This window comes from Reinekea sp. G2M2-21 (assembly GCF_015687175.1).
In the GTDB taxonomy this organism is placed as follows: Bacteria; Pseudomonadota; Gammaproteobacteria; order Pseudomonadales; family Natronospirillaceae; genus Reinekea.
In genome coordinates this window covers 440,255-464,589 of sequence record NZ_JADPQG010000003.1, presented here as the reverse complement: position 1 = coordinate 464,589, position 24,335 = coordinate 440,255, and the positions used below count along the sequence as shown (strand labels likewise).

General features: G+C 49.5%; 20 protein-coding genes. 10 read left to right on the top strand and 10 right to left on the bottom strand.

All coding sequences use genetic code 11. The annotated features are described in order from the left end of the window. Positions 1–173: 173 nt before the first annotated feature. The 5 genes from IYN85_RS14250 (at position 174) to ppk1 (ending at position 7,223) form a co-directional block, all read left to right on the top strand. A complete protein-coding gene (locus IYN85_RS14250; protein WP_196159572.1) occupies positions 174–350 on the top strand; it encodes a hypothetical protein in 177 nt (58 codons plus the stop codon). 329 nt (positions 351–679) lie between these two features. Further along, on the top strand, positions 680–1,861 hold the full coding sequence (malE, locus tag IYN85_RS14245) for a maltose/maltodextrin ABC transporter substrate-binding protein MalE (RefSeq protein ID WP_230390743.1): 1,182 nt from the start codon (positions 680–682) through the stop codon (positions 1,859–1,861). A gap of 255 nt (positions 1,862–2,116) precedes the next feature. Continuing rightward, the gene (gene malF / locus IYN85_RS14240) at positions 2,117–3,697 is read left to right on the top strand and encodes a maltose ABC transporter permease MalF (protein ID WP_196159571.1); all 1,581 of its coding nucleotides are present in this window, start codon (positions 2,117–2,119) and stop codon (positions 3,695–3,697) included. An 18-nt stretch (positions 3,698–3,715) separates the two neighbouring features. Beyond that, the gene (gene malG, locus IYN85_RS25940; protein WP_230390742.1) at positions 3,716–4,975 is read left to right on the top strand and encodes a maltose ABC transporter permease MalG; all 1,260 of its coding nucleotides are present in this window, start codon (positions 3,716–3,718) and stop codon (positions 4,973–4,975) included. Positions 4,976–5,129: 154 nt separating this feature from the next. Continuing rightward, positions 5,130–7,223 carry a polyphosphate kinase 1 gene (gene ppk1 / locus IYN85_RS14230; RefSeq protein WP_196159570.1) on the top strand — a complete coding sequence of 698 codons (2,094 nt, stop codon included), beginning with the start codon at positions 5,130–5,132 and terminating at the stop codon, positions 7,221–7,223. 20 nt (positions 7,224–7,243) lie between these two features. Here ppk1 and IYN85_RS14225 read toward each other — a convergent pair whose 3' ends face one another. Further along, the gene (locus tag IYN85_RS14225) at positions 7,244–8,761 is read right to left on the bottom strand and encodes a Ppx/GppA phosphatase family protein (protein ID WP_196159569.1); all 1,518 of its coding nucleotides are present in this window, start codon (positions 8,759–8,761) and stop codon (positions 7,244–7,246) included. Positions 8,762–8,815: 54 nt separating this feature from the next. Between IYN85_RS14225 and IYN85_RS14220 the strand changes: the two genes are divergently transcribed. Next, positions 8,816–9,358 carry a gamma carbonic anhydrase family protein gene (locus IYN85_RS14220; RefSeq protein WP_255533747.1) on the top strand — a complete coding sequence of 181 codons (543 nt, stop codon included), beginning with the start codon at positions 8,816–8,818 and terminating at the stop codon, positions 9,356–9,358. Positions 9,359–9,629: 271 nt separating this feature from the next. Beyond that, entirely contained in the window at positions 9,630–10,520 is an 891-nt protein-coding gene (dctP, locus tag IYN85_RS14215; protein ID WP_196159568.1) for a TRAP transporter substrate-binding protein DctP, read from the top strand. A 797-nt stretch (positions 10,521–11,317) separates the two neighbouring features. Here the strand turns inward: dctP and IYN85_RS14210 are convergent. Next, positions 11,318–11,509: a PA3496 family putative envelope integrity protein gene (locus tag IYN85_RS14210; RefSeq protein WP_196159567.1), complete on the bottom strand. Its 192-nt coding sequence runs from the start codon at positions 11,507–11,509 to the stop codon at positions 11,318–11,320. A 305-nt stretch (positions 11,510–11,814) separates the two neighbouring features. Further along, the gene (locus IYN85_RS14205) at positions 11,815–14,559 is read right to left on the bottom strand and encodes a bifunctional diguanylate cyclase/phosphodiesterase (RefSeq protein WP_196159566.1); all 2,745 of its coding nucleotides are present in this window, start codon (positions 14,557–14,559) and stop codon (positions 11,815–11,817) included. 189 nt (positions 14,560–14,748) lie between these two features. On the opposite strand from IYN85_RS14205, the gene uvrD reads away from it, so the two are divergent. Both uvrD and IYN85_RS14195 read left to right on the top strand, forming a co-directional pair. After that, positions 14,749–16,911, top strand: coding sequence for a DNA helicase II (uvrD, locus tag IYN85_RS14200; protein WP_196159565.1), 2,163 nt, complete (start codon positions 14,749–14,751; stop codon positions 16,909–16,911). Positions 16,912–16,913: 2 nt separating this feature from the next. After that, positions 16,914–17,426 (top strand): DNA-deoxyinosine glycosylase, encoded by a 513-nt coding sequence (locus tag IYN85_RS14195; protein WP_196159564.1) that lies wholly within the window; start codon positions 16,914–16,916, stop codon positions 17,424–17,426. Positions 17,427–17,483: 57 nt separating this feature from the next. Here the strand turns inward: IYN85_RS14195 and IYN85_RS14190 are convergent, their stop codons facing one another. From IYN85_RS14190 to IYN85_RS14160, 7 genes are all read right to left on the bottom strand, one after another. After that, positions 17,484–17,831 (bottom strand): Na+/H+ antiporter subunit G, encoded by a 348-nt coding sequence (locus IYN85_RS14190; protein ID WP_196159563.1) that lies wholly within the window; start codon positions 17,829–17,831, stop codon positions 17,484–17,486. Between the two features lie 11 nt (positions 17,832–17,842). Beyond that, positions 17,843–18,112 carry a K+/H+ antiporter subunit F gene (locus tag IYN85_RS14185; RefSeq protein ID WP_196159562.1) on the bottom strand — a complete coding sequence of 90 codons (270 nt, stop codon included), beginning with the start codon at positions 18,110–18,112 and terminating at the stop codon, positions 17,843–17,845. Next, complete coding sequence (locus IYN85_RS14180; protein WP_196159561.1) at positions 18,106–18,606, bottom strand: Na+/H+ antiporter subunit E; 501 nt, start codon at positions 18,604–18,606, stop codon at positions 18,106–18,108. Before IYN85_RS14180 ends, IYN85_RS14185 begins: the two co-directional genes overlap by 7 nt. Continuing rightward, complete coding sequence (locus tag IYN85_RS14175; RefSeq protein ID WP_196159560.1) at positions 18,593–20,116, bottom strand: monovalent cation/H+ antiporter subunit D; 1,524 nt, start codon at positions 20,114–20,116, stop codon at positions 18,593–18,595. The genes IYN85_RS14180 and IYN85_RS14175 overlap by 14 nt, the downstream gene beginning before the upstream one ends. Further along, a complete protein-coding gene (locus IYN85_RS14170; RefSeq protein WP_196159559.1) occupies positions 20,113–20,475 on the bottom strand; it encodes a Na+/H+ antiporter subunit C in 363 nt (120 codons plus the stop codon). Before IYN85_RS14170 ends, IYN85_RS14175 begins: the two co-directional genes overlap by 4 nt. Before the next feature lies 1 nt (position 20,476). After that, positions 20,477–23,272 carry a monovalent cation/H+ antiporter subunit A gene (locus IYN85_RS14165; protein WP_196159558.1) on the bottom strand — a complete coding sequence of 932 codons (2,796 nt, stop codon included), beginning with the start codon at positions 23,270–23,272 and terminating at the stop codon, positions 20,477–20,479. A gap of 84 nt (positions 23,273–23,356) precedes the next feature. Continuing rightward, a complete protein-coding gene (locus IYN85_RS14160) occupies positions 23,357–23,641 on the bottom strand; it encodes a hypothetical protein (RefSeq protein ID WP_196159557.1) in 285 nt (94 codons plus the stop codon). A gap of 186 nt (positions 23,642–23,827) precedes the next feature. On the opposite strand from IYN85_RS14160, the gene IYN85_RS14155 reads away from it, so the two are divergent. Further along, the gene (locus IYN85_RS14155; RefSeq protein ID WP_196159556.1) at positions 23,828–24,331 is read left to right on the top strand and encodes a hypothetical protein; all 504 of its coding nucleotides are present in this window, start codon (positions 23,828–23,830) and stop codon (positions 24,329–24,331) included. Positions 24,332–24,335: the final 4 nt, after the last annotated feature.

The following is a 24,335-nucleotide window of genomic DNA, read 5'->3' as shown; positions in this document are numbered from 1 at the left end:
TCGCTTTTTTAGCGTGTCAATTTGATCTGCTTGTTTTGCGATGTGTCAAAAAAAGGTCAGTGCGTAGAAAATTGTTTTTGTGAATGGCATCACAATTATCAGTGACTACAATCCAATTCATGGGTTTTGGATCAATTAGAAATGTCCATCAATCGGGCATTCAGGAGTTGGGTATGAAGTGGTTATTCTTGATGGTGGTCGTGGTGGCTTGCGTTATGCTGGGAGCGGCGATGGTCTTTATTGATAATGGTATTTTCCGTGATTCAGTTATTTGTGCACTTGGAGCTTTGTTTGGTTTCTTGCTGGCGTACCAAATGCAGGCCCGATACTCCATACTTGACGATGCCTGACCCACCATGAGTGCCAATTCAAAAAGAGACTTCGGTCTCTTTTTTTTATGTGTGATGAAAACCGAATAAGCGATTCGAATGTGAAAACCTCTCCTGCCAGATGGGAATCCTATCATTCAGTTGTGGTTCAGCGGTCTGTGTCACGATTCCACCTATGGCTAAAGTCGAACTTTAGCTTAGAAAAGCACACCCGATACGCCGGGGGTTTGATTAGGTGGATTTTACCTTAGAACGGAAAAAGAGGTCTTCAACCGCTAAGGAATTGCAGTTAATTTAAGCTCCGTTAAGAGGTAACTCTCTACAACAACAATAAGACAGGAAACGCAATTATGATGAAGAAAACGCTTGTTACTGCATTGGCCGTCGCTGGTGCAACTATGGGTACTCAAGCCCTAGCTTGGGAAGAAGGCAGCCTTTTAATCTGGATCAACTCAGATAAAGGTTATAACGGTTTGCAGGCAGTGGGCGACAACTTCGCTGCGGACACCGGTGTTGCGGTGAAGGTTGAAACACCTGACTCTGTCACAGAAAAATTCCAACAAGAAGCTTCTATTGGTAAAGGTCCAGACATCTTTATTTGGGCGCATGACCGTTTTGGTGACTGGGCTAAGTCTGGTTTGATCTCTCCAGTAGAGCCAAGCAAAGACGTCATGAAAGACTTGGATGATGCTTTCTGGGGTGCTGTACAGTACAACGGTCAGACATTTGGTTACCCAATCGCGATTGAAGGTCCAACTCAGATCTGTAACGCAGACATCGTTAAGAAGCCTTTCAAATCAATCGATGACGTTAAGAAAGCTGCAGCTGAGTTAGCAGCTGACGGCAAGAAAGCGTTGATGTGGGATTACAACAACACCTACTTCACGTATGGCTTCCTGACTGCTGAAGGCGGTTTCGCATTTGAAAACGTTGATGGCGTTTACAACCCTAAAGTTACTGGTATGGCGAATGCTGGTGCCGTCGCTGGCGCGTCTATGATGAAAGACCTGATCGACAGCGGAGTTATGCCAGAAGGTGTTGATTACGGTGTATTCGACGCAGCATTTAAAGCGGGCGAAGTCGCTTGTGTCATCAATGGTCCTTGGGCGTGGGCAGACTATGAAAAAGCCGGTATCGACATGATCATTGGTCCATACCCTAAAGTTGACAAAGGCACACCTGCTGGTTTCACTGGTGTACTTTCAGCTGCTGTAAACGCTTCTACGCCAAACAAAGACTTGGCGGTTGAATTCCTGGAAGGTTACTTGCTGCAGGAAGAAGGTCTGGCGTTGGTTAATGATGACCGCGCGTTGGGTGCCGTTACTCACAAGAAATTCATGAAGTCTCTTGCGAAAGAAAACGACACTTTGGCTGATGCATACAAAGTATGGCAAGCTGGTGAACCTATGCCGAATATCCCTGAAATGGGTGCTTTCTGGAGCAACATGGGCCCTGCATTGACTGCGATCACTCAAGGCCGTCAGGGCGTTGAAGAAGCATTGAACGACGCAGCAGCACGTATCACTAAGTAAGTGCTGATTTAAAAACTGAGCCCGTCCTTATGGGACGGCTCAACCTGAAAACGCAAAGGAGCTTAATACCTGCAAGGGTTTTAAGCTCTTTTTTTTTACAAAAATCCACCCAATTTTTTCGGGAAAATCCACCCAATGCCAACCGGCAATTCCGGTGGAAAACACTAATATACGCACTCAGAAGAGTGATGATTGAAAAGCCACTTTGGTTTTTGAATCATTATTTACGAATGGAACGTTATGAAGAGGTTAACTATGGCAAACGCTAACGCCATCCCGATGGTGCCCGAAGCGGCGACCCAAGCACGATGGAAAACCTGGCTACAATACGCAGTGGTAGGATCTTTAACGGTCTTCTTCTTATACATTACTTTGGTGATGTACGCGCAAGGTGAAATGCTCTACGGCACCATGATTCTGGTGTTTACGGCATTATTTGCCTTTGTTTTTCTGTCCAACCGCGCTTATGTCTGGCGTTATGTTTTTCCGGGTTTAGTAGGCGTTACCGTGTTTGTGATTTTTCCGATCATGTACACGCTGGGGTTGACCTTCACCAACAAATCCAACCTTCACCTGTTGTCATTCGCTCAATCTAAAGCCTATTTCTTGCAGCAAACGTATGTGGCTGAAGGCTCTCACAAGTTCGATTTAGACCTGTACCTGGACGCCGACTCAGACGGCTATTTCCTGGCCCTGGAAGACGAAGCGGGCAACATGTACATGACCGACGAAGCGGTGGACATGACCCATTTGGAGGCCATCGTCGTTAAGGCGTCCAGTATCTTAATGGAGCCTGCGTTAGAGTCAGCGCCGCGCAATGCCACCATTACTTACCGAAACGAGTTGTCCAACGTTAAGATTGAGTTACCAAATGGGACGGTACTGGCGAAGTCTAAATTGCGTGAATACGCGGAACAGTATCCTTTATGGCAAGCCGATGAAACCGATCCGTATAAAATCGTCAATCAGAAAGACGGTATCGTATTGACCGCCGATATGGACGAAGGCTTTTTCTTCGATTCTGAAGGTTCCTATTTCACTCCCGGTTTCCAAACCAATGTAGGTTTCGACAACTATGTCCGGGTGCTGACAGAAGACGGTATGTTTGCCCCCTTCCTGCAGATCTTTACCTGGACCATGTTCTTCGCCATTTTTACGGTGGTGTTTACCTTCTTCCTCGGCATGATGATCGCCAGTTTCGTGCAATGGGAGCCGATCAAGTTCCGTGGTCTGTATCAAGTGTTGTTGATTCTGCCTTATGCGGTACCGAGTTTCATTCTGATCATGATTTTCCGGGCGTTGTTTAACCAGAATTTCGGTCAAATCAACCATGTGTTGGAACTGCTATTCAATATTGCGCCATCCTGGAACGCGGACCCGAATATGTCACGTATGATGATTCTTATGGTCAACTTGTTCATGGGTTACCCTTACATGTTCATCTTGAGTTTGGGTATGTTGCAGTCTATTCCTAAGGATCTGTATGAGGCTTCCAGCCTGGAAGGTGCTGGCCCGATTACAAATTTCTTTAAGATTACCTTTCCACTGGTATTGCGACCCATGTTGCCGCTGTTGATTGCATCCTTTGCGTTTAACTTTAACAACTTCGTACTGATTCAGCTGTTAACACGTGGCGAGCCCATCATCATTGGTTCATCGCCACAAGCGGGTGAAACCGATCTGCTGGTGAACTATGCGTTCCGTCTTGCGTTTATGGGTGACACTCAAGACTTCGCATTGGGTGCTACGGTCTCGACCTTTATCTTTATGATGGTTGGTATCTTTGCAATCGCCTATTTGAAAGCCGCTAAAATTGAAGTCGGCATTAAGAAATAAGAGCAGGAGAGATAAATCATGGTTAAATCTAAATCACACACTGCTCGTGTTATTGGCGTGCACTTATTCTTACTGACGTTTTTGTTCTTCGTCATCTATCCGTTGGCGTATGTGGTGTCTATTTCCTTCCGGACCGGGCACACGCTGGTCGACCCAGAAAACTTTTTATTCCCTTCTAACCCCACTTTAGAGCATTGGGCGTTGGCGTTAGAACAGAATTACACCGGCATGAACCCGTTGAAAAAAGATATCGATGGACAGGCGAAAGTGTCCTTCAACAACGGTCTTGGTGATGTCACTGTGAACGCGGACGGTTCCTGGAGCTTCACGGCGAACCCGAAATTCGACGAAGCGGATTTCCCGTTGAAGTCCTACCTGGCAGTGTCGTTTTTGAGTAACGTTGGCGACAAAGTTACGGTGCCCGGTGCTGATAAAGAGGGTTATCTTGGTCGCACTGACATCATCCTCGATTTGGCTGAAAACGCAGCTGCCTATGGCGATGACGTGCTGTTTGTGACACCCGATGGAAGGCTGCAAGGTAAGCTGGACATCCCGGCGATGCCGGCGGGCGCTTCCCGCACTACAATTCAATATGGTGGGGCTTATGTATCTGAACCGCCGTTTCCAGTATTGAGCTGGTTAATGAATACGGTGAAAGTCGCGGTTATCACGTCGATTCTGGTGTTGTTGCTGTCTACCACCAGTGCTTATGCTTTCGGCCGGCTGGGATTCACCGGCAAAGGTCCGATGTTGAAGACGCTGTTGGTCTTACAACAGTTTCCGGCAACGTTGTTTCTCGCGGCCTTGTACCTGATTTTTGAAAAACTGGGTAGCTTCATTGGCTTCATGAGCCTGAACACACACTCCGCGTTGATTATCGGGTACATGGGTTCGATGGCGTTGAATATTTTCATGATCATCGGTTATTTCGACACCATTGATCCGGCGATGGAAGAGTCTGCGTCGATTGATGGTGCGACACCATGGCAAACGTTTTACCGTATTCTGTTGCCATTGAGTGTCCCCATTTTGGCCGTTGTGTTTATTCTGACCTTCATTGGCATTGTCAATGAATATGCTCTGTCATCGGTGTTGATTTCCGATATCGATAAGATGACCTTGGCCGTTGGCGCACAGCAGTATATTCAAGCACAGAACCAGTTGTGGGGTGACTTCGCGGCAGCGGCCGTGTTGGCGGGCATCCCAATTACCATTGTGTTTCTGATTGCACAGAAATTCCTGGTCGGTGGCCTGACATCGGGCGGCGTTAAGGGATAAGTCTCTCTGAATTGTTGTTCTGAAAAGCCCCACGGGGCTTTTTTTGTTTTTGGCTGTGACGAGTTTTCAGCGAACACTCAAACACTGTCATATAATTGTCATTATCTTGCGCGCGATTTCAGATAGGATAGGTCTATCGAAGTGAGGATTGATAATGACGGATGTAGAGCAGCTACCAGACACAGTGACCATTGGCCCGGAGCATTTTCTAAACCGGGAACTGTCCTTGCTGAAATTTCATCAGCGGGTCATGGAACAGGCCAAAAATGATAGTATTCCGTTGCTGGAACGACTGCGGTTTCTCTGCATTTCCAGCACCAATCTCGATGAGTTCTTTGAGGTACGCGTTGGAGGCCTGAAAGAGCGTCACGAAGCCGGCTCGACCTTACCGGATATAGATGGTTTGTCGCCGGAGCTGCAGCTTGAAGGCATTGCTAGTTTTGCGCATGAATTGGTCGATAGTCAATATGACATTTTCAACCATGTTCTGCTGCCATTGCTGGCGGCCGAAGGTATTGAAATCGTCAAGCGCGAGAATTGGAATAAAGCGCAGATTGCTTGGTTGAAAGATTACTTTCATCACGAAGTGCTCCCCCTGTTGAGCCCCATCGGTTTGGATCCCGCGCATCCGTTCCCCCGAATTCTGAATAAATCACTTAATTTCATGGTGTTTTTGCAAGGTAAAGATGCGTTTGGCCGCAACAGTGGCCGCGCTATAGTGCAGTGCCCTCGGTCGTTGCCAAACCTGGTCCGTTTGGAGTTGCCCGATGTTGAAACGGGTAACCAGTTCGTGTTCATGTCATCGATCATTCACTACTTTATGGATGAGATTTTCTTTGGCATGACAGTAAAAGGGTCTTATCAATTTCGAGTAACACGAAATTCCGACCTGTTTGTCGATAAAGAAGAAACGGATGATTTGCGCCGCGCGATTGAAGGTGAGTTGGTTTATCGTCAATACGGCGATGAAGTCCGCTTGGAAGTGGCTGAGAACAGCCCACCGGAAATGGTCGATTTTTTGATGGCGCAGTTTGAAATCCGGGCGCTGGATTGTTACCGGGTGAATGGTCCGGTTAATTTAAACCGGTTGTTGGAGCTGATAGATCATGTGAATCGCCCGGATCTGTTGTACCCCCAGTTTGAACCTCATTACCCTAAGGTTTTGAGACGCAAAAGCGGTATCTTTGATTCCGTTGCGCGCAGCGATGTGCTCTTGCAACACCCGTTCGATTCCTTTTTGCCGATTGTTGATCTGATCCGACAAGCCGCCAAGGACCCGGATGTGGTGACTATCAAACAGACGCTATATCGAACCGGTGCCAAGTCGATCATCGTTGATGCGCTGGTTGCTGCAGCTCGCGCCGGTAAGGAAGTGACAGTGGTGATTGAGTTGCTGGCCAGGTTCGACGAAGAGGCTAACGTTGCACTGGCAACTCGTTTGCAGGAATACGGTATCCACGTTGTGTACGGGGTGTTCGGTTACAAGACGCACGCTAAATTGTTGATGATAGCGCGCAAGGAAAAGAACCGTCTTCGTCACTATGTGCATTTGGGAACGGGGAACTACCACCCAAAAACGGCCACCATCTATACCGACTATGGATTGATTACCGCCAATAAGCAGATCGGAGATGATGTGAACCGAATTTTTTTGCAGCTGACCAGTCTGGGTCGGGTGTCGAAACTCGACAAAGTCCTGCAGGCGCCGTTTACGCTGCATAAAACATTAATGCGTCATATCGACCGCGAAATTCAATTTGCCAAAGATGGGCGAGCGGCACGGATCATTGCCAAGATGAACTCACTGGCCGAAGAAAAATTGATTCATAAGCTGTATGAAGCCAGTCAAGCCGGGGTGAAGATCGATCTGATTATCCGGGGTATTTGTCAGGTTCGCCCCGGTATTCCCGGTGTATCCGATAACATCACCGTTCGCTCTGTGGTGGGGCGGTTTCTTGAGCATACTCGGGCATTTTGTTTTCACAACGATGGCGATCCGGAAGTGATTCTGGCCAGTGCGGATTGGATGATGCGCAATATGTTCCACCGTGTGGAAACAGGTTTCCCGTTGTTGTCTAAGAAGAATCGGGACAAGGTAATCGCAGACTTGGAACTCTATCTGCTCGATAATGTGCAGGCGTGGGAACTGGACAGTCAGGGCGATTATCACCCGGTCACCGCGCTGGAGGGTGAAGAACTTATTTCGGCCCAAATGAGTTTGCTAACCGCGGCAACCGCTCGTAATTGAGCGGCTGCATAGAGTGTCGGTCATTGGGGTTGATTGAGCACCAGCTGGAGTTCACTTTTTTTCATGTAACTGACTTCCGCATTGAGATCCGCCGCGGCGAGCGGTTGGCTTTCCCACCATACCGGCGGCGCGTTGAACGCCAAAGACGACGCTTTCAGACTCAGCGACCAACCGATATCCTGGATATCATTGCGAGCCCGCGTCAGTACACAAGCCAACCGGAAAATGTGCAACACAATAGTAAAGCTAGTGTGTTCTTCTTCGGGTAATCGCTGAATCTGCAACCAATCGGGTTTTTTACGTTGGTTGCGTACCAAACAGGTCAAACGATGTTGCTCATCATGTCCGAAACCGGCGAGGTGGCTGTTTTCAATAATGTAGCCGCTGTGGACATGGAATTTATCGTGGTTTATGTCTAACCCAATTTCCTGCAGCAGGCAGGCCCAATGTAAGTATCGGGACCAGTGTTCATCCAGCGGCACCTGCTTGCTGATCTGCGCGAGCATTTTTTGGGCGACGTTGTTGCATTGCTGAGCATGATCAAGGTCAGCGTGAAAGCGCTTCGCCATTTCCATGACTGTGCGTTCGCGCATGTCAGACATCGAGTCGTGCCCCAGCAGGTCAAACAAGACGCCTTCACGTAACGCCCAAGGCGAAGCTTCCATGCTGTCCAGCTTTAACGCATTCATACAGCTGCGCAACACGATTAATCCGCCAATGAAAACCGGTTGCCGGTCGCTACTGAGCCCAGGTAGTTTGAGTTCGTCGATCGTGCCCGTTGCCAGGCACTGTTGCAGTATCTGATCAATGCCTTCAGGCGTGATGGCCGGATGTCCGTTCAATTGTTCGAGTACGCTGGAAATGGATTTGATCGAGCCTGAGCACCCGATGACCCGTTGCCATTGACTGCGGCGGAAACTGCTACGGATGGGTTCCAGTTTACGCTGACAGTAGATGTCGGCGGCGCGTACCGACGCTGCGGTGATTTGGCCGGAGTCAAAGAAGCGTTTGCTGATCGAGACGCAACCCATGCCCAAGGATTCCAGTGAGATAGGCGTGAAATCCTCTCCGATAATCAGTTCGGTACTGGCACCACCGATATCAATTACCAAACGGGTTTGCTGGTCGTCTTCCAGGCCAAACGCAACGCCTTGATACACCAAGCGAGCCTCTTCCGCACCAGCGATAATCTGAATATCGAACCCCAACGCACGTTCGGCTTTGGCCAGAAACGGGTAAACATTTTTCGTCATTCGCAAGGTACGTGTTCCCACGGCGCGGACACTCGACGGGGGCAGATGCTTGATGCGCTGCGCGAATCTTTCCAGACAATCCAGTGCTCTTTTCTGTGACAGCTCGTCGAGATTCCCGTCTTCGTCAAGTCCGTAACCCAAACGGACGGTCTCTTTCAGGCGGTCAATGATGCTGATTTGCCCATCGGCCACGCGGGCTATAATCATGTGAAAGGAGTTGGAACCGAGGTCGATGGCGGCAATCTCTTCATTTCGATGTCGCCAGAATCCGGAAAGTTTTAACATGGGGCTGCTCAAATTCTTGGAATCAATTCTAACTATAGTAAAGGGGAAGGTGTTTTGGCGATACATTCATTTCGGGGAGTACAACCGGCCATTGCCGATCGGGTGATGATTTCACCTCAAGCCTATGTCTTGGGGGATGTCACTATTGGCACCGATTCGTCAATCTGGCCGGGTGCTATTATACGGGGCGACATGCACAGCATTCACATCGGGGAGCGAACGTCGGTTCAAGATGGTGTGGTGTTGCATATTACCCACGCCAGTGACTACAACCCGGAGGGTCATCCATTGGTCATCGGCAATGACGTCACCATAGGACATCAGGCATGTTTACACGGCTGTCATGTCGGCAATGAAGTGCTTATTGGTATTGGTGCAACTATCCTGGACGGTGCAGTCGTTGAAGATCAGGTTATCGTTGCGGCTGGCGCTCTTGTACCGCCCGGTAAACGCCTTGAGTCCGGCTATATGTACAAAGGCAGCCCTGTACAGAAAGCTCGCCCGTTGAGTGATAAAGAGAAATCTTATTTCAAATACACCGCAGGCAACTATGTGAAACTGAAAAATGAGTATCTGACCGAAGGGTTGACCGACTGAACAGACGAGCCGATGCAACGTCATACGGTTGTCACTTAGTTGGGGTAGGTTGGACGTGTTTTTATCTCCGGTCGTCTTGTCGGGGGGCTGCCCGGTGACATTGCCCCATTCTATGGCCACATGGGGCGCTGGTGACACCGTTACTAAGCTTTATTGAAAGATTTGGGCAGTAGGTCTGGGCAGTTCGATCGGCGCATCACGAGATGAACGGCGGTCAAAGCAATCCTTATAGGACAGCTGGCCGTATGACGTTAATAACGATGAGGTTCCTATGCGTATTTGTGCGGTATTGCTGTTTGTCTTGGCTCCATTGGCTGGGTTGGCACAGACGACTATCAAAGTGGCCACTCTGTATCCTCCGGGTTCCGAGGTTGTCGTTTCTCTGCAGACATTATCTGAGCAGCTGAACGTTGCGTTGGGTGGCAAAATCACGCTGAAAGTCTACCCCGGTGGCGTGATGGGCGATGATGCAACAGTGTTGCGGAAGATCCGCATTGGCCAACTGCAGGGCGCCCTGGTCAGCGCCGCAACGCTTGAAAATCTGGAAGCCGATGTCAGTGATCTCAGCGATCCGTTTCAGTTCGATAGTTTGGATCAGGTCTATCGACAGCGTGACGAGGTTGATGAGGAATTCCGGCAGCGACTGCTGGATGCCGGCTGGTTGGGCTTTGGTCCGCTGGACGGTGGATTTTCCTATCTGATGTCCAAACAGAAAATCCCGACCCTGTCGGCTCTACGGGATGCCAAACTCTGGTTGCCCAATACCGCCGATATTCAGCGGATGACTCGTGAATTGAATATCTCGTACTTGGTCATGAACATCGGTGATGTCCTGACCGGGCTCGATACCGGCGCGATCGATACGTTGATTGCCCCACCTGCCGCCGCGCTGACTTTGAATTGGCACAGCCGTTTCAACTACGTGACCCAGACGCCAGTTATCTATACCTGGGGTATGTTGCTCATTCCGGAAAAAACACTGAACAGGCTTTCAGAGCAGGAGCGCGAGCTGGCTCGGGGTTTGTTGACCGAATGGGCGGAGAACTTGGACATCCGATTACGCGTCAGTAATCAGCGCGCGCGTGACGCGATCCAACAGCTCTTAACCCCGCAAACCTTCAGCGAGAAGGATTTGCAAAACTTGCGCATCAGCCAACGCTGAAACAGCGAATCCTACGCCGAATGGTACTTGTTTAAGCTGATTTAGAATATGTATGCAGCAATAGTCTCATTCCGTGACATTGCTTCATGTGGTCGTTTGAAAGATGGTGACAGACGGTGCCGTTATTTTCGCGATAGATATGGTTTTCTATGCCTCTGTTCTATAAATAGTTCAAACTCATCAATTGAAAGACATTGCCGGTATCGGCGTAATTAACCATTCGGTCGAATCTGCTTTGGTTGATTTAATTGGTGCGTCGCTACGGATTCAAGGGCATGGATGCCCTTGCAAACACCGCGCGTGTAGGGATGCACGCTCAAGCGACCGTTCGAAGAAAATACAAATAAGGCAGAATACCAACGCGGGCGAAAGAAGGGGGGGGGATCTATTATGAGCGAAGGTCTTCGATTCGATTTTCACGACTTCAACTCTGGTGAAGACCGGATCAAGGGGGTCTCCCCTTGGGAAAAAGATCTTTTGGTTAAAAACGAAACCATAGTCTTCGAAACAGATTTAGTACTTTAAGTAAAAAACCTCAGTGAAACGAAGTTACGCATTGATGCAAATTCCATTGGACAAGCCTATGTAAGTACCATTCATCCTACTCCCGGCTAACAGGTAACGGTTAGTAACACTTGAAACTAAATGTGTTGTTACCTCCGGTGTTGATTGAGGATTCTATATTTGGAAACTTTGCCTGTTCGCAAGACAAGAAAACAGATACTTTCTGGATCATTCAGGGGATTCGTCGCACAAAAAAAGGGCGCCTTCTGGCGCCCTTTTCAAGTGAACAAGGACTAATATATCTCAAGTTCCAGATCCTGATATTCGCTTCGCAATCGTTGCTGCTCCAGGTGGTCCTCAATGGCCCGTCGCGCGGCGAGACGGCGGTGATTCTCGTTGCGCTTGTTTTCACTGGCATCAGCGGGTTTATGAAGAATGTTATCTTCAATGTTGGCGAGTTCTAGCTCAAACAGGTTCGTAGACATGGTGTTTAGCTCCTTCGTGGCGACTGCCGATTTTTGTTATTAAATCAGTACTGCTGTTGGCGCTGCCGCTGGATCTCAGCGTTGGCGTCTTAGTCTAGTTTATTCCTGTTTCAGTTCTGTGAAATGGATCGAAGCCTCCACAACATCTTTGTTACTAAATGAAATAGGAATAAAAGACTTCGCTATAAAAAGCAAGAATGATGCCCAATTTGAAGGGGTGTTGAATATATTAAAATATCAGAAGTCAAGCGCCGAATTCTGTGACCAGAGCAGACCTTGAGGTCTGCCGGATTTGAGCGCTGTCGTTAATGCACGGAATCGCTGGACTGAGTCAGCGTCTGCAGATTGCTGTGACGGATTAGGGTTAAGACCTCAGAGGCTGGCAATGCTCGGCTGATGAAATAGCCTTGTGCGTAGTCACAACCCAGTTTTTCCAGGTAATCCAGCTGCTCTTTGGTTTCGACGCCTTCCGCGACCACATTCAATCTCAGGCTTTCTGACATGGCCATCACCGCCTCCACGATCGGACTGGTCTGTCCATTGCGGGCTTCAGCGACAAAAGATTTGTCGATTTTCAGCGTGTCGATCGGCAATCGCTTGAGATAACTCAGTGACGAATAGCCGGTGCCAAAGTCGTCGAGCGCTAAACGCACCCCAAGAGAGCGTAATTGGTTTAGGAAGTCTTGCGCGTGATTAATATCTTCCATCAGCATGCCTTCGGTCAATTCCAGCTCCAGGTACTCCGCTGGTAACTGGGAGTTGCGCAAGGCGTTGTGTACCACGTCGTACAGATCGTCTCGCCGGATTTGGTGGCTGGATAAATTCACCGAGATGGATATGTCGCCAAAACCGCTTTCCCGCCATGCTGCGGCTTCGATGCACGCTTTGTTGAGAACCTGCTCACCTATAGCGGAAATCAAGCCGGTTTCTTCGGCAAGCGGAATAAAATCATCCGGTTCGATAAGCCCTTTGTGCGGGTGGCGCCAGCGGACCAGCGCTTCGACAGAATCAATGATGCCTGTGTGTAGATTCATCTTCGGTTGATAGCTGACTGAAAATTCATTATTAGCGATGGACTTGCGCAGCGCTTTTTCCAACTGCAGTCGCTCCAAAGGTGAGGTGGCCAGCTTCTGGTGATAAAACTGGTAGTTATTTCCCCCTTGGTAGCGAGCCTGATTCATAGCGGCAATGGCGTGATTCAGCAACTGGGCAATATTGCCTTCCTGAACGATGCAGACCCCGATACTGGCGGTGACGATGAGCTCATGCTCACTGACCAAAAATGGGCGGGTAATCTCGGCTTGCAAATGTTCCAAGGTCTTTAGCAGGGCGTCTCTGTCCTGCTCATATTCAATAACCAGGGCAAATTCGTCGCTGGCCAGACGGGCAATTTGCCGGATCGGTTCCTCGAAATTACTCAAACGAGCCGCCAGGTCTTTCAGTAACTGATCACCCACTTCCAAACCGAGGCTTTCGTTAATCGATTTAAACCGGTCCAGATTCAACACACATACGGCATAGTGATTATCCTGCAATGGCTGATGCTCACGAAACTGTCGTAACACTTCGTGGAAATAAGCGCGATTGAACAACCCCGTGAGTTTGTCGTAATTGTTGAGATAACGGATTTCTTTTTCCGAACGGTGCGACTCGGATTGGTCCCGGCAGATGCCCAGATAATGCGACACGCTGTTGTCGTCACGGCGAATGGTTGTCAGGGTTAAGGACAACGGAAAACGTTCGTTATCGGTGCGCATCGCCATCAGATCGCCGCTCCAGCGTCCGTTATTGACCATGCCCTGGCTAATCCGGTGGTTTTGCTCCGTGCGGATGACATCGAACAATGGCTGATCAATCAGCTCGCCTTTCTGGCGGCCGAATATCTGGCAAAAAACACGGTTGCAGGTACGGAAATGCTGGTGAGCGTCGAGTACGAAGACCCCTTCAGAACTGTTATTAAACAGGCTGGAAGACAGACTCAGGTCTTCTTGTAATTGCATGTCTTTACTGATGTCGCGTCGGGTTCCGATCATCCGTGTGGCAATGTTCTTTTCATTCCGTTCGGTGACTTTACCGATATCTTCTAACCAACGTGGCTGATTGGAGTCTGGCAGCAAGACGCGGTAGCGGGCCTGATAATAATCAGTTTGACCTTTGAGGTGCGCACTCATGGCTTTGCGTACCGCGGGAATATCCTCCTGAACGATGTGATCGGACAAAGAAAACTGATCTTCTGTTAATGAATCGCCATTGCCGAAAAATCGCTCACTGTCGGAATGGTAGACTTTGCGGTTGAGGATGTCCCAGTCCCAGAATCCGATACCCGAGGCTGTCATTGCGAGATTGAGTTGTTCCTCGCTTTGAATCAATGCCTGATTGACTTCTTTACGTAACTGCACTTCAAGACTGAGGCGTTTGTTGGCTTGTTCAATTTCCGATGTTCGTTTCTTGATCTTAGATTGCAACTGCGACTGGTTGTCGGTGAGCAGACGGTTAAGCCGTTCAGATTCCATTTCGGTGCGGGTATTGCGCACCGCCAGACGGTGCCCTTGCCAACTGGCCACAATAATCAACAGCATCAGTGGAAAGTGAACCTGAAACAGGACAGCATCATGATTCCATAATAAAAACGGGATCGGGATGAAGGCCACCGGCGCAATACCGGCAATCATCAGGCGACCGTGAGACACCAGGTATACGCCCGCAAAACCCGCTTCTGCAATTGCCAATGTCGTACACAGCCCCCCATTACGGGCAGTCAGTCCCCACAATACGGCATTAGCACTGATCAAGGCCGCAAACCAAAGAAACGGGCTCCAGAAGGGTTTTTGCTTGAGCATTTTTCGACTGTAATCAATGGAAAACAGACCCGCTGCGGAAATCAGACAGATTAGTACCGCCCCGCCCACCGCGTTGAAGGACGCGGTAATCAGCATGGAAGTGACTGCACACAGCAGGCTCAATGCTATAGAAGACCACCAAAACATATGGGCGTTATTCAGCAATATCTGTGTTCTCCGGTATCGGAGTGTTTCGTTGGTCGACTGCATAGATTCTTATTTTTTATGGTTCAGTTCAGTATAGGCATAGGATCGCATAAAGACCGCTTTAAAGCAGTGTTCTAGTGACTGATTTGCACGATTTATTTGAGTTATGGGGCTTATTGGCGGGCCAGGCCCCCCTGTGAAAAATACTCGCATCTGATACACTCTGCCTGTTTTTATATACAGTAGCCCGTCATGAACTCATTACAACTTGATACCCTGAATCCTCAACAACGTGCAGCCGTCACCAGTGATGCTCAGAATTTGTTGGTATTGGCCGGCGCAGGTTCCGGTAAAACCCGAGTGTTGACTCATCGTATCGGCTGGCTGATTGCGGCTGGGCTGGCTTCGCCTTACAGCGTGTTAGCGGTCACCTTTACCAACAAAGCGGCACGAGAAATGAAAAGCCGGATTGAGACTTTGCTGGAAACTTCATCTCATGGGTTGTGGATTGGCACCTTTCACGGTTTGGCTCATCGGTTACTGAAAGCGCATTGGCAGCAGGCGAAATTACCGCAAAATTTTCAGGTGATGGACAGTGATGACCAATTGCGGCTGGTAAAACGAATCATCGCAGAGATGAACATTCTCGATGATCGTATTCAGCCGAAACAGGTGCAGTGGTTTATTAATGGACAGAAAGATGAAGGTCGCCGGGCAGCGTATGTGCTGACGCACGGGGATTGGTATCAGGACACGGTTAAAGAAATCTACACCCGTTATGAAGAAATCTGCCAGCAAAGTGGTTTGGTTGACTTTGGCGAATTGCTGTTGCGCGCCCACGAATTGTGGTTGAACGACGTTTCCGTTTTGGAGCACTATCAGTCGCGCTTTACTCATGTGCTGGTAGACGAATTCCAGGACATCAACGACATTCAGTACGCTTGGTTGAAAGTGTTGATTGGCGATAAGCTCAGCATGACCATTGTCGGTGATGATGACCAGTCCATTTACGGTTGGCGCGGCGCGAAAGTCGAGAACATCCAGAGTTTTGAATTGGAATACCAGAATGCTGAGGTGGTGCGGTTGGAACAGAACTATCGCTCGACCTCCACCATTCTGGCAGCGGCCAATTCGGTCATTCAGAACAATCAGGGGCGACTGGGTAAGGACTTATGGACAGATGGTGAAAAAGGTGATCCGATCCGTCTGTATGCGGGGTTTAATGAGCAGGACGAAGCCCGTTATATCGCCGATGAAATGAACCGGTTAATAGAATCCGGCGTCAATCCCACACAGATTGCGTTACTGTATCGATCTAATGCCCAGTCCCGCGTGCTAGAAGAGTCGTTAATTCATTTGCAGGTGCCTTACCGCATTTATGGCGGCGTCCGCTTTTATGAGCGAATGGAAATTCGCAATTCGGTGGCTTATTTACGATTGATTTTGAATCGGCAGGACGATGCTTCGATGGAGCGTATCCTGAATGTGCCACCGCGCGGTATCGGCAATAAAACTCTGGAAACATTGCGGGTGTTGGCCCGTGATCAGGGTTGCTCCTTATGGCAGGCGGCGGAAATGGCATTGACCAATACGGTTTTAGCCAAGCGGGCGGCCAATGCGTTAGAAAACTTCATGCAATTGATCACCGATATGGATGCGGCGGTGCTGGAGCAGAATGATCTGGGCGACATGGTTAAGTTCGTTAACGATGCCTCCGGCATGATCGAATATCACCAGAAAGAGAAAGGGGAGAAGGGTCGGGCCCGGGTCGAAAACCTGAATGAGTTGATCAGTGCGGCGCAAAGCTTTTCGACCGAACTGGATTTTGATACCTCTGCTGAATTGTTGGCGCAGTTTATTTCCGAAGCCTCACTGGATGCAGGCGATGCGCAGGCGGATGAATTTGAAGACAGTGTAAACCTCATGACCTTGCACAGTGCCAAGGGCCTGGAGTTTGATCATGTGTTTTTGGCCGGACTTGAAGAAAATCTGTTTCCGCACAAAATGTCGATGGGTGATCCTGGCGGTCTGCAGGAAGAACGGCGACTGGCTTATGTTGGCATTACCCGGGCGCGGAAAGAACTGACCCTGACGTACGCGGAGAGCCGCCGTCTTTATGGCAGCGAAACCTTCAATACGCTGTCACGCTTTGTGCGTGAAATTCCGGCGGAGTTGGTCAGTGAAGTACGTTTGCGCTCTACTGTTTCACGACCGGTCGATTTTGGCATGCAGCAGCAGATCGCCGTCGAAGATGCCGGGCTGGCCATAGGTCAGCGAGTGTCACATGCCATGTTTGGCGAAGGGGTCATTGTCAATGCAGAAGGTGGCGGTGCACAGACCCGGGTCATGGTGGCTTTTGATGATGGAAAAGAACGCACGCTTATGCTGCAATACGCCAATCTTCAAGCGTTGTAACAGTGTCGCTGATTCAATCCTTTGAGCCTGAAGCAAAGTCCGGAGCACGGGTTCTGGTGTTAGGGTCGATTCCCGGCGTGGCTTCATTGCAGGCCGTTCAGTATTACGCGCATCCGCGCAATGCTTTCTGGCCGATCATGGGTGCGTATTTTCAATTTAATCCGACGTTGGCTTACGAGACGAGGTTGGCTCAATTGAATCGTCATCAGGTAGCTCTGTGGGACGTGTTGCAGCGTTGCGAGCGACCAGGCAGCCTCGACAGTGAGATAAGAACGCAAACGATTCAGGTGAACCCAATTGCCGACTGGTTGCAGTCACACCCGGAGGTCGCGTTGATCTTGTTGAATGGTGGTACTGCGGGTCGGGAATTTAACAAGCACTTCAGTGGGATTTCGACGCAAGGAGAAGTGAGCGTTCTCACCCTGCCATCGACCAGTCCTGCCTATGCTGCAATGCCATTCCAGAAAAAACTGCAACGCTGGCATGCAGCGCTGGATCTGGTTTACCGGCACTAATTTTATTGTTCTTGCTGACCGTTAACACCCGATAGTCTTTCTAACCAGTGGTTTCGACTATTTTCGATCACGGATGTTTTCCAACTGATCGATATTGAGAGTGTCTGGCCGCGGCGGTTGACGTACATGCAGTGCAGCTTTCGACAGCATGTGTGCGGTAATGGGCGCCGTTAAAAACATAAACAGGGTAATGAGAAATTCTTTGATGCTGACGCCATCTCCTTTGAAACTGTAAAAAATGATGGATGCCACGAGAATGGACCCTATCCCCAGGGTAGACGCTTTGGTCGGTGCATGCAGTCGCATGTAGAAATCCGGTAAGCGGAACAAACCGATGGACCCTACCAGCAGAAAAAAACCGCCAATTAAAAGAAAAATAACCGTTAAATATTCGAGAATTATCATGTTATTCCGACCTATTCGATGATGTCGCCACGCAAAATAAATTTGCATACCGCCGATGTGCTGACAAAGCCTAACATTGCAATGAGTAGCGCACCTTCGTAATACAGCGGTGAGCCCATGTAGATACCCAGCAAAACGATGAGTGCAATGGCGTTAATGTACATGGTGTCGAGTGCCAATATACGGTCCAGCATGTGTGGCCCTTTCATGAAGCGCCAGAGGTTAAGAAGCAGCGATACGCCGATGGCCGCACTGACCGCCAAGACTGTGTTTTCTAGCATCCGAAAATCTCCTTCAATCGCGATTCATAACGCTGCTTAATGCTGGCGATCAGAATTTGCTCGTCATCGACATTCAACGCGTGGACATACAACGTTTTCAAGTCGACAGACACTTCGGTACTGACGGTACCGGGCGTCAGCGAGATGGTACTAGCTAACAAGGTTATGGGAAGCGGGTCGGTCAGATCGAGAGGAATGGCTAGAAAGCCCGGCTGCAGATGGTGGGTGTTGCCTAACACCTGGCGCGCAACCACAACATTGGAGATTATGATGTCCCACAACAAGATGAATAGATACTGAGCCGCTTTAAGTGGTTTTTTGACCCGAGACGTTTCCGATTGCAGTCCACTGATCAGAAAAGGAATGCCCCAAGCCAGAAACGTCGCTAAAAGAATGTTGCCGATCGTAAAGCTATTGGTCAAAAGTAACCAAACCACAAACAGCAGTACGAAGTTAAATGTGCTTGGTATCCATGAGCGATTAGTGGGTGTCATAAGTTAACTCCTCAGATTCTGCAATCACCTGTTGGACGAGTACGGTGCTCTGGCGAATATCCTGTGCGGCTCGTTCGGTAAAGGATGTGACTGGTCCAGCGAAGAGGGTTAATAACGGCGACGCCAATAACAGCAGTGCAATGGCGACCAATTGCGCTAGTTTGGCGACTTCAGTGCCCGATTTGCTACCCGACAAGTGCCAGAATAGCGAGGTTCCAGCTCGGCTGAAGGCAATGAGCGCAAACAGGCTGCTGATCAGTAAGCTGCTCCAGACCCAGATCCTCTCCGAGGAATCAGTGACGCCCTGTAAAAGTAACGCCTTGCCGACAAAACCAGACAGCGGTGGCAAGCCAATGATCGCGATGGCGGCGGTGAAGTAAAACGCGCCCAGAATACCTGCCTGCTTCATAGGGCGAGACACCACGAAGCGGTCTTGGGCATGACCGCGCTGAACGTGGATTTGATCCGCGAGTAAAAAAAGTGCCGCGGCTACGAGCGTTGAATGCATCAGGTAGTAGAGGCCTGCGGCGAGTGATTGACCGCCATTCATAACAAAACTGAGCAGCAGCGTGCCGACTGAGATCAACACCATATTGGCGGTCAACAAGCGCAACGAAGGTGCCGCTATGGCCCCCAGCATCCCAAAAACCAGCGTGGCTATGGCGAGCGGCCATATCCATGGTGTCGCAATGTTGGCCAGATCTCCGGCACTGTCGCCGAAAATTCCACCGAAAACCCGGTAAATAGAATACAGGCCGACCTTGGTCATAATAGCGAAAAGCGCGGCTACTGGAGCTGCTGCAGCCGCGTAGGTTCTAGTGAGCCAGAATTGCAAAGGCATCATTGCCGACTTTAAACCAAACACCAACAGCAGCAGTAAGGCACCGGCTTTGGCAATCGCCTGTGTTTCTGCGGCTAACAATGGCACTTTGGCAGACAGATCCGCCATGTTAAGCGTTCCGACGGTTCCGTACAGCGTACCCAGCGCAATCAGAAAAAAAGCAGAGCCAAGTAGGTTTAGCGTTATGTAGTGGAAACTGGCTTTGGTTTTTTCCTTGCCTCCGCCGTGCACCAACAGCGCATAGCTTGCGATCAGTAGGACTTCAAAAAAGACGAACAAGTTGAAAATATCGCCGGTCAAGAAAGCGCCGTTAATACCCATGACCTGAAACATAAACAACGGATAGAAAAAGCGACCGGTGGTTTCTTCATGCGCAGAGCCATACAAGCAAGCGCACAACGCCAAAAACGCCGTTAAGGTCACCAGCATTACTGAGAGCCGGTCTGCCAAAAGCATAATGCCAAAGGGTGGCTGCCAACCTCCAAGCAAATAAACTTGGGTTTGCTGATCTACCTGTAGCAACAATGCGGTACTCGCTGCCAATAAAAGGACAAAGCTGACCCAGGCCAACCAGCGCTGCAACACAATGCGTTCGGCAAGCGGAGGTAACAACATTAAGATGGCAGTGATGGATGGAATAAGAATAGGCGCAATTGTCAAGTGGTTCATGAGCGCTTATCCTTATGTTGCAGAGTCTGTTCCAACTCCGGAGGATTCCCATCGACGTGATCGTTACCCAAGTCAGCTCGGGCACGCATGGCGAGGATGACAGCAAAGGCGGTCATGGCGAAGCCAATGACGATGGCGGTAAGTACCAGAGCTTGTGGCAGCGGGTCCGTGTGTTGCTCTGCCTGCTTGAGTATGGGGGCAGCATTTAATGCCAGGCGACCACTGGCAAACAGAAACAGATTCACGGCATAAGACAGTAAAGTCAGCCCAATGACCACCGTAAATGTGCTGCCACGTAAGGTCAGGTAAACGCCGCAGGCAGTTAAGATGCCGACGCACAATGCAAATATTAATTCCATCTTATTGATCATCCTCCACGCGCAGTCGTTCACTGCTGGTCAAACCGCCCAGGTTCGCCAAAATTAACATCGACGCCCCGACCACGGTGAGATACACACCCAGGTCAAAGGCCATGGCACTGGCTAGTTCAATCTCGCCAATCAGCGGAATGTGCACATAATCGTGCCAGCTTTTCAGGAACGGTTGCTGCCAGATAAAACTCCCGACGCCGGTCAGAAAGGCAATACTGAGCCCGGTACCGATCAGGGTGAGATAATTAATGCGGATGCGATCCTGCAACCAGACATAACCCCGTGCGATATACTGCTGAATGATCGCGACCGAGGTAATCAGGCCCGCAATGAAACCGCCACCCGGTAAGTTGTGACCGCGTAAAAAAATGTACACCGAAACCATCAGCGCCAGAGGCAACAACGCTTGTGAGATGATCTGAAACATAATCGGGTGTTTGTCCTCTGTCCAGGGCAGGCCATTGGTATCGGCGTGCAGTTGGAATAGGCGCATACGCGCAATCAGCTTATAAATACCCAATGCAGCAATTCCAAGTACTGTGATTTCACCAAAGGTATCGAAGCCCCGGAAGTCGACAAGAATGACGTTTACAATGTTGGTGCCACCACCCAGGGTCTTGGCATTTTCCGTGAAAAAACCCGAAATGGTATCAAACGGACGAGTCATTAATGCATAGGTGATCGTGCCCACCACTCCTCCGATCAGCACAGACAAAGACAGGTCGCGCACAATGCGGCTTGGTGAGGAGTAATTTCGTATGCGTTGCGGTAGGAAATATAACGCAAGCAGCAACAAGACAATGGTGACGACTTCAACCGACAACTGAGTCAGTGCTAAGTCTGGTGCAGAGAACAGGGCAAACGCAATGGAAACGATCATGCCAACGACTGACAGTAACAACAACGCTAACAGACGCAAATGATGCCAGATCACTGTCGCGATAGACGCAACGCAGAGTAAGGTGGCACCCGCTAACATAACAGTATCCACAGGAATCTGTGGCCTGTGCCCCGCAGTGGTATTTAACTGCATTAATGGAAACAAGGTAAAAGCCAGGGCCAGAAAAAGCAGCCAGAAAACAGAGCGCTGCGTTGAGCCGTTATCAAACCAGGCTAAAAAGACACGGATGAAATCGCGCAGTTTTTTAACGGACGTATCAAATAACTGGCTTTCATTGCGCTCAGGGAAATGCGCTTGAAAGCGAAACAGGCGTTGTCTATTCAGGTACAAAACAGCGCCACCGGCCATCGCGATAATACTCATGATGAACGGTAGATTCAGTCCGTGCCAGATATAGAGATGGTATTCTGGCAAATAGCCGCCAAGAACCGACGTTGAGGCCGCCGCCAGCAGATGGCCCACGGTTTGCTCCGGGAATATACCGACGACCAAGCATAGTCCAACCAGTATTTCGACCGGCACGCGCATGTACCTAGGTGGTTCGTGGGGCGTTTTCGGTAAGTCGACCGGCTCACCATTAAAGAAGACGTCGTGAATGAAACGTAACGAATAGGCTACTGAGAACGCGGCACCAATGGTGGCAAATACGGGGATCATCCAGGAAATGGAACCCAACGTACTTTGATCCAGTGTTTCGGCAAAAAACATTTCTTTGGAAAGGAATCCGTTCAATAACGGAACACCCGCCATAGCGGCCGCGGCGACCATCGCCAGCGTGGCCGTTTGTGGCATGTATTTCCACAGCCCGTTCAATTGGCGCATATCCCTTGAGCCGGTCTCGTGATCGATAATTCCGGCGGCCATAAACAGCGACGCTTTAAAGGTAGCGTGATTGATAATGTGGAACACAGCGGCGACAGCAGCCAGATCGGTACCGATGCCCAGTAGCAGAGTAATAAGACCCAAATGACTCACGGTCGAATAGGCCAGTAAACCCTTCAAGTCGTGCTTAAACAATGCCATGTAGGCACCAATGAGCAACGTTAATAAGCCTGTGATGCTGACGATCAGGAACCAGCTTTCGGTACCAGCCAAGACCGGGAACATCCGGGCCATTAGGAATATACCAGCCTTTACCATGGTCGCTGAATGCAAGTACGCACTGACCGGCGTCGGTGCCGCCATAGCGTGAGGCAACCAGAAGTAAAACGGAAACTGTGCCGATTTGGTGAAGGCCCCGAGCAATACCAAAACAAGGATGACCAAGTAGTTGTCAGCGTCACGGATCGCATCGCCGCTGTTCAGCACGACATCCAGATCGTAGGAACCGAGCAGTTGCCCAATTAAGACAATACCGGCTAGTAGCGCCAGACCCCCAGCACCAGTAATGGTGAGCGCCATACGCGCGCCCTTGCGGGCGTCACTGCGATGATGCCAATAACTGATTAACAGAAATGAGCTGATGCTGGTCAGCTCCCAGAAAAACCACATCTGTAATAAATTGTTGGACAAGACAAATCCGATCATCGCGGTCATAAACAGCATCAGGTAGCCGTAAAATCGTCCCATTTGTTCTTTTTCGGATAGGTAATAGCGGGCGTATAGAATAACCAATAGACCAATGCCCAGAATCAGCAACGCAAAGAGCAATGACAGGCCATCCAGCCGAAAGCTGATGTCCAGACCAAGGGCTGGAATCCATGACTGGCTAAAGCGTATATCTTCGCCATGCAGGACCGCACCTAGATTCTGCAGCACAATGAGCAGCGCCAGTGCTGGAAACAAAGCTGTCGCTGCCGTGCAGAGACTGCGTCCCCATTTGACAGTTGCCAGCGGGATAAAGCACCCGATAAACGTTAGTAGCGGAATCCAATACAGATTCATCCTGACCTGCTCTCCGTATAGTTTTTTAGATTTGTTTCAGAATAGCTGTAAATTGTAACAAAGTTCGAACCGATCGCGCGCTGTCTACAGCCAGGTAATGTTCGATGCTAGGCTTTGCCCGTTAATCCGGGATTCAATCCACGCCAGCAGATGTTCACTTTCCTGTTCGACATTACGTTTGTCGTTACCGGCAACAATCAGGGAAAACTGTCCGCGGTCGTTGGTATCGAATGATTCGATCGACAACGCAATATTATCCTGTTCTTTGCAGAACCGCTTAAGTGGCCCCAACGCGCGATGTAAATCCGATGTGGAAGATACGTTAGGTAAATACATTTCGATTTGTAAAAGTCTCAGGTGTAATGCCATAAATTTCAGTTTGGTCGACAATAATGGGAATCATCCTAACTGCTTTTTAGTCGTGATTTGAATAAATTCAGTATAGTTGCCGTCAATTATTATTGAAGTTGCGTATTATTGATCTTTGTTTGTTTTTGATTTTTTATTGCGTGTATTATATTGGCACTATTCGTGGTGTGCACAGAAGGATCTTTCATGAAAATCAGTACATTGTTTGGTGTTGTCGGGGGGCTGTTGGGTGCGGGGTCGGCACTTGCTGAACAGCCTGATTATAAAGTTCATATTGATCCAACCATGGCGGCTGCCGGTTACGCGAATGTGCAACTGGATCGGCAGATATCGTCGATGGTTTCGGCTGGGCTGATGTTTTGGCATTTGGACGATGCCAGTTGGGGAAGCTTTGACAATCAGGACGAGACTTCAATTGGCGTGCGTCTGGACTGGTTTGAGGAGGGGGTCTTTGCAAGCGGTTGGCATTCCAATGCCATGGTGAAGGTGGATCTGCAGTCCGCGCGTTACGCCAGAACACGCTTGAAGCTGACACAGACATATCAGGTTCTCTGGCGCGATATATATGCCAACTTTGGTATCGGGGTGCAGTTTCTGGTGGAATCAGAGCAAATGTCTGATAGCCGATATGACGGATTTCAGTCGTGGATGTTGCCCGCGTGGGAAATCGCAATTGGCCGCGCCTTTTAACGCT

Excerpts from the sequence above, each read along its gene's own strand:
- IYN85_RS14250 (WP_196159572.1), top strand. The coding sequence starts at position 174 with ATGAAGTGGTTATTCTTGATGGTGGTCGTGGTGGCTTGCGTTATGCTG.
- malE (WP_230390743.1), top strand. The coding sequence starts at position 680 with ATGATGAAGAAAACGCTTGTTACTGCATTGGCCGTCGCTGGTGCAACT.
- malF (WP_196159571.1), top strand. The coding sequence starts at position 2,117 with ATGGCAAACGCTAACGCCATCCCGATGGTGCCCGAAGCGGCGACCCAA.
- malG (WP_230390742.1), top strand. The coding sequence starts at position 3,716 with ATGGTTAAATCTAAATCACACACTGCTCGTGTTATTGGCGTGCACTTA.
- ppk1 (WP_196159570.1), top strand. The coding sequence starts at position 5,130 with ATGACGGATGTAGAGCAGCTACCAGACACAGTGACCATTGGCCCGGAG.
- IYN85_RS14225 (WP_196159569.1), bottom strand. The coding sequence starts at position 8,761 with ATGTTAAAACTTTCCGGATTCTGGCGACATCGAAATGAAGAGATTGCC.
- dctP (WP_196159568.1), top strand. The coding sequence starts at position 9,630 with ATGCGTATTTGTGCGGTATTGCTGTTTGTCTTGGCTCCATTGGCTGGG.
- IYN85_RS14210 (WP_196159567.1), bottom strand. The coding sequence starts at position 11,509 with ATGTCTACGAACCTGTTTGAGCTAGAACTCGCCAACATTGAAGATAAC.
- IYN85_RS14205 (WP_196159566.1), bottom strand. The coding sequence starts at position 14,559 with ATGCAGTCGACCAACGAAACACTCCGATACCGGAGAACACAGATATTG.
- uvrD (WP_196159565.1), top strand. The coding sequence starts at position 14,749 with ATGAACTCATTACAACTTGATACCCTGAATCCTCAACAACGTGCAGCC.
- IYN85_RS14190 (WP_196159563.1), bottom strand. The coding sequence starts at position 17,831 with ATGATAATTCTCGAATATTTAACGGTTATTTTTCTTTTAATTGGCGGT.
- IYN85_RS14185 (WP_196159562.1), bottom strand. The coding sequence starts at position 18,112 with ATGCTAGAAAACACAGTCTTGGCGGTCAGTGCGGCCATCGGCGTATCG.
- IYN85_RS14180 (WP_196159561.1), bottom strand. The coding sequence starts at position 18,606 with ATGACACCCACTAATCGCTCATGGATACCAAGCACATTTAACTTCGTA.
- IYN85_RS14175 (WP_196159560.1), bottom strand. The coding sequence starts at position 20,116 with ATGAACCACTTGACAATTGCGCCTATTCTTATTCCATCCATCACTGCC.
- IYN85_RS14170 (WP_196159559.1), bottom strand. The coding sequence starts at position 20,475 with ATGGAATTAATATTTGCATTGTGCGTCGGCATCTTAACTGCCTGCGGC.
- IYN85_RS14165 (WP_196159558.1), bottom strand. The coding sequence starts at position 23,272 with ATGAATCTGTATTGGATTCCGCTACTAACGTTTATCGGGTGCTTTATC.
- IYN85_RS14160 (WP_196159557.1), bottom strand. The coding sequence starts at position 23,641 with ATGGCATTACACCTGAGACTTTTACAAATCGAAATGTATTTACCTAAC.
- IYN85_RS14155 (WP_196159556.1), top strand. The coding sequence starts at position 23,828 with ATGAAAATCAGTACATTGTTTGGTGTTGTCGGGGGGCTGTTGGGTGCG.